Here is a 4,949-nt window from a genome sequence, read left to right as displayed (position 1 = left end):
ATATTTTTTTTGTATCTTCAAAATATGAGTTGCCACATTTGATTTTTATATCATCTGGATTAGGAAAGTATTTGGAAAAAGCATAACCATGTTTTTTACAATAAGGATCTTCTTTATGTTTTTTAATTAGCCTTTTAGGCATAATTTTTCTTGTTACAGGATCATGATGTTGACTACATAACAAAGCCATCTTACTAGGATCATGTTCTTTAGCATCACAAAATAAAGGGTCTATATGCTCGTAATCTACAAGCATTGATCCACATATTATACAGCCATATCCATCTTGCTTCCGTATCTCCCTTTTTATGTCAGGATCAATTTTTCTTTTAAGACCATGTTTATTAATAGTAGGTTGCTTTGGCGTTATATCTATCATTTTAAATTATCATAGGGCAAGGACACACAAAGGGTACTCTATACAAAAACTAAAGTTTTCGCTAGAGTTCCCTTTTGTGCCTTGTAAGGGAAGTATCCCTTAACCCTCTTTTCGACTTTATTTATTTCGGGAACATGGCCAACTTTCAGTTAGCCAGGTCCCTCATAAAAAAGCCGACCCAATCTACGAAACGGATTTAGTCATGACTAAAAAAGAAATCGTCAAAAGACATAAAGAAATAAAAATCCGTTTAACAGAAGCGGAACATCAAGCCTTACTTGAGCGTATGACAGGTGGGGAGTTGGCAACATGGATAAGACAAACTTGTTTAGAAGGAAAACCAAATAAAAAACGGAATTATAAAGTCGCAGATCCTCAACTTTTAGCAGGACTTGGGCGTATTGGTGGAAACCTCAATCAAATTGCTAGGCAAGTAAATACAGTTGAATCAGATATAGAAAAAATTAGAGCTTTTGCAGAGCTAGCAAGGATTAGGGAACAACTACAAAAGGTTCTAGCCGACTATGATCGTTAAATTTCTAGGAAATAAAGGCGGTGGTAGTGCAGGTGCAACCATTGATTACCTACTTGGTGAAGATCGAGATCGTTTTGGTGCTGTTTTATTAAGTGGTGATCCTGAACTAACACAACGATTAGCAGATAATTTAGATTTCCAAAACCGTTATACGGTGGGCGTTTTATCGTTTGAAGAAGCCAATCTTGAAGAACAGCAAAAACAAGAAATCATGCAGAGCTTTGAAGAAACACTCCTTGCAGGTTTAGATCGAGATCAATATGACATTACTTGGATAGAACACACTGATAAAGGACGTTTAGAACTTAATTTCGTTATTCCAAACGTGGAATTGAGTACAGGAAAACGCTTACAGCCCTATTTTGATCAAGCAGACCGCCCATTGGTGGAAAATTGGAAACAAGTTACCAATTTTAATTATGGATTATCAGACCCTCATGCACCTGATAAAGCGCAAGCCATAAAGACTTTAAATAGCCAAAACTTGCCTGAAAATATCAAAGAAATAAAACAGCAGATTGGTACAGCGATAGCAGAGCAGATCAGCAACGGAAATATCCAAAATCGGCAAGATGTCGTCAATACGCTTGAAAATGCAGGCTTTGAAATCACAAGGCAAACAGAGCGATCAATCAGTATTAAAAATCCTGACGGCAAACGAAATATACGTTTAGAGGGCGTAATTTATGAAAATCGACAATTTGATAAACAATTTGCAGAAGAACACAGCCGAGCAGGACAGGATTATCAAAGAACAAGCCGAGAACGCTACGAAACAGCACTTGGAAAGCTACATAACCTTGTTGAAAGCAAGCAACGAGGAAACCAAGAGCGTTTTGAGATCAAATCTACAGACCATCAAAGACCAACAACCGAGCATCAAAAACGCTTTGCGTTTGAATATTCTCACGGGAGCAGTTTTGGGCGGACTGACTATGCTATTTCTCATATTTCTAGGGATAAACGTATGGTTGGGTTATCAGATCAAGGACAAGAAGCAGGAATTAGCAGAGATCAATCTAGAATTAGATCAATCTCCACTCGAAAAGCGGATTTTGAGATCGGTGGAATTTCACGAGAGCAAGGACAAGAAGACCTATTTCATCGTAGCCAAGAACAGCAAAAAAGCGGAAGTGTTCGAGAACACCAGCGACCAAAAAGTAATGAAAATCGAGAAATAGGAAATCAACATGACCAACGACTTTATGAATCGCTACAACGTCATCTTGAACTCGTTAGAGATGCAGTTGAACGAGCTAAACGAAATAAATCAAAGACAGACCGAGCAGATCGAAGCCTTGAGCAATCAGAATCAAGTATTGAGAGTGCAGAACGAGGAATTGAGCAGTCAAAATCGACAATTAAACAATCTGAACAGCAGATTACGAGAGCTAAACAGCGAATTGACGAAAAAATGAAAGTAAAACAGGCTGAAATCAAAGCAGATCGTGGGTTTTATCGTTGAAACAACAAAATAATCCTAGATTAGCGTATTAAAAAGATTAAAATAGACAAAACGCCTACTTTTATGAGGTTTTAAAATGCAAGTTATTACAGCAAAAGATGCAAAATCACGCTTTGGTGAATTACTCGATACCATGCAACGAGAGCCAGTTTTAGTCACTAAGAATAAACGTCCTGTTGGTGTTTTCTTATCATTAAAAGATGTGAAAGGTACTCACTTAGAAAGCCTTTTCGATGTTCAAGATGATGATTATGAAGATTGGGAAAAGGAAAAAATTGTAGAAGCTCTAAGTACTTTGAAATCTCATCCATCAGAAACCATCGCGATGAAAACGGTACATGCTACAGCGATGCAAAAAGCACGAGAATTAGTAGCGAGCCGTAGCAGATGAGTTATGACGTTTCTTATTTGCCACAAGCAGAACAAGATTTAATTGAAATTTTGGCGTATGGAATCGAAAATTGGGGCGAAAAACTAGCTGAAAGCATGTATCTAAAAATTACTGAACAGCTAGAAACACTCTATTTCTCGCCAAATCGTAGCAAAAAAAAGGGGAGTTTAGGAACAAGAGAAATGCTTATTTCTGATAGCCCATACCGTGCAATTATTCAAATTGATGAAGAAGCCAAGCGGGTTTTTATTCTAAGAATCCTACATACTTCGAGAAATATATAAGTGAATTTTTCTTCACATATATGAAGAAAAATTCACTTATAAAATGAAGAAAATCAATAACTTTTAAAACTATTAAAGTTGTGTTAAATTTTCTTTCAGGCGAAAAAAAAGTAGGTTTGCAGACCTACCTTTTTCTCATTGTTTAACAAATACTTAAAGCATCAGTAAACGCAAATTCGATACTTGTATTTTACCGATGTTTTGAGCATTTGCAACATATAGGACGTTGCAAAAGGTGAATAACGCTCAATTAAGCGATTTTTTTGAAAATCTTGCTCATAAACCATACTGTGCAGATGAGTTACTGTATGGCTTACAAATAAGACCGAAAAAAATGGCAATTAACATGCAATACATACAGGGCAATCAGCCTTGTATGCTTCATTACTTCTTTTTTGATATAGATCGTTCAGATGCAGTCATGGCATGGCATGACGAAAATTTGCCAATGCCATATTGGACAGCACAAACACAAAAAAATGGTCATGCTCATATCTGCTATAAATTAGAAATTCCACTATGTACCAGTGAGTTTGGCAGTCAAAAAGCAATAGCCTACGCATCAAAGGTACAGGCAGGATTAGCCAAAAAACTAGGTGCAGACGTTGGTTACAGTCATCTCATTACGAAGAATCCATTCCATAAAGATTGGCGTGTTACCTTTTGGACTGAACAAGCCTATACGCTGGATTATTTAGCTGATTTTGTAGATTTACCGAAGAAATTAAGCAAAAAACAGGAAGTTTTAGGACTTGGGCGTAACTGTGCAATGTTTGATACAGTGCGTAAATGGGCATATAAAGCGATTAGAGCGCATAGAGGTGGAATCTATAACACTTGGTTAGATGAAGTAATAAAACACTGTTTAAGCGCAAATGAAGCGTTTTTAGAACCATTACCATACTCAGAAGTCAAAGCTACAGCCAAGAGCATAGCAACCTACTGTTGGAAGAAAGATGCTTATTGCTATCAAGAGTTTATTGATAGACAAAGTAGGAAAGGTGCATTGGGAGGTAAGAAGTCTAAATCAGGTGGTAGACCATCTTTAGGTGAACCGTGGAAAGAATTAGGCATTAGTAGAGCAACCTACTTTAGAAGAAAAGAGAGTTTATAAACTCTCTCTTTTTGAGACTAAACAAGCCTAAATCAGATATCAGCTCTTTTTTCTCTTTAATTGAATATTCTGTAGAGTGTTTCTATTTTTGGTTCGTTTACTACATTGCTAATTAGCCTATTCTTTTCTTCGATATATATTGGTTCTCTATCTTCGTATTCATCTTCATTTGTTCCTATCGTATATGTGTTTTCTTTAGCTCTTTTAAATATGTTTCCAATGTATTCATTTTGAATTGTATAGACTTTTTCACCTTGTATATATGCGGTGACTAAGTCATTTAGATCTATAATTGTGTTTTGATAAATGTACCCTTTTAGAAATCCATTTAAGTTTTTAATTTTTGGTAATCTTTCTTTAATTAAAGATTTTTTCAAAGCTCTTAACTTATAAAAATTTGTTCTCATTTTGGGAATACATCCAATTTTGAACCCACCACCACAATTAAATACTTGAATATTACTAAACTTACATGAATCTATTTCAATTTGACCTGACTTATTAATTTTAATATAAGTCCCAAAATATTTAGCTGATAGTCTTCTTAGCTCAACAATTCCATCTCCTTCAATGTTTAATTCTAGGTTAATTATTCCTTTTCTAGTTCTAGCTTCTATACGTGTCCCTATGGCGAAAATATCGCAATCATTTACTAGTGCAATAAATGTATTTTTATTTAAGTAACCGATTTTTCTTCCAGTATCATCAAAAAAAATAGCATTAAATAAAATTTCATCTTCCTCTTTTTCAATCCAAATGATGGGTCTTCCATTAATTTCAA

The 4,949-nt window shown here is 35.4% G+C and carries 6 protein-coding genes and 1 pseudogene; 5 read left to right on the top strand and 2 right to left on the bottom strand.

The window, feature by feature from the left end; translation table 11 throughout:
* A pseudogene (locus O1449_RS16115) lies at nt 1–379 on the bottom strand (hypothetical protein); the annotation flags it as partial.
* 202 nt (nt 380–581) lie between these two features.
* On the opposite strand from O1449_RS16115, the gene O1449_RS16110 reads away from it, so the two are divergent.
* From O1449_RS16110 to O1449_RS16090, 5 genes are all read left to right on the top strand, one after another.
* Entirely contained in the window at nt 582–914 is a 333-nt protein-coding gene (locus O1449_RS16110; RefSeq protein WP_269239874.1) for a plasmid mobilization protein, read from the top strand.
* Nucleotides 904–2,379 (top strand): relaxase/mobilization nuclease domain-containing protein, encoded by a 1,476-nt coding sequence (locus tag O1449_RS16105; protein ID WP_269239872.1) that lies wholly within the window; start codon nt 904–906, stop codon nt 2,377–2,379. Before O1449_RS16110 ends, O1449_RS16105 begins: the two co-directional genes overlap by 11 nt.
* 76 nt (nt 2,380–2,455) lie before the next feature.
* A complete protein-coding gene (locus O1449_RS16100; RefSeq protein ID WP_269239870.1) occupies nt 2,456–2,770 on the top strand; it encodes a type II toxin-antitoxin system Phd/YefM family antitoxin in 315 nt (104 codons plus the stop codon).
* The gene (locus tag O1449_RS16095; protein ID WP_269239868.1) at nt 2,767–3,054 is read left to right on the top strand and encodes a type II toxin-antitoxin system RelE/ParE family toxin; all 288 of its coding nucleotides are present in this window, start codon (nt 2,767–2,769) and stop codon (nt 3,052–3,054) included. Before O1449_RS16100 ends, O1449_RS16095 begins: the two co-directional genes overlap by 4 nt.
* A gap of 235 nt (nt 3,055–3,289) precedes the next feature.
* The gene (locus O1449_RS16090; RefSeq protein WP_269239866.1) at nt 3,290–4,168 is read left to right on the top strand and encodes a replication initiation protein; all 879 of its coding nucleotides are present in this window, start codon (nt 3,290–3,292) and stop codon (nt 4,166–4,168) included.
* Nucleotides 4,169–4,224: 56 nt separating this feature from the next.
* Here the strand turns inward: O1449_RS16090 and O1449_RS16085 are convergent.
* Nucleotides 4,225–4,949, bottom strand: a 725-nt coding sequence (locus O1449_RS16085; protein ID WP_269239865.1) for a hypothetical protein, incomplete at its 5' end; no start/stop codon positions are given.

The sequence above is a fragment of the Acinetobacter sp. TR3 genome (assembly GCF_027105055.1).
Classification (GTDB): domain Bacteria; phylum Pseudomonadota; class Gammaproteobacteria; order Pseudomonadales; family Moraxellaceae; genus Acinetobacter.
Note: the sequence above shows the minus strand (reverse complement) of the source record. Positions and strands in the feature narration are given on the sequence as shown.

Bases quoted from the DNA above. Each gene is read 5' to 3' on its own strand.
- O1449_RS16110 (WP_269239874.1), top strand. From the start codon at position 582: ATGACTAAAAAAGAAATCGTCAAAAGACATAAAGAAATAAAAATCCGT.
- O1449_RS16105 (WP_269239872.1), top strand. From the start codon at position 904: ATGATCGTTAAATTTCTAGGAAATAAAGGCGGTGGTAGTGCAGGTGCA.
- O1449_RS16100 (WP_269239870.1), top strand. From the start codon at position 2,456: ATGCAAGTTATTACAGCAAAAGATGCAAAATCACGCTTTGGTGAATTA.
- O1449_RS16095 (WP_269239868.1), top strand. From the start codon at position 2,767: ATGAGTTATGACGTTTCTTATTTGCCACAAGCAGAACAAGATTTAATT.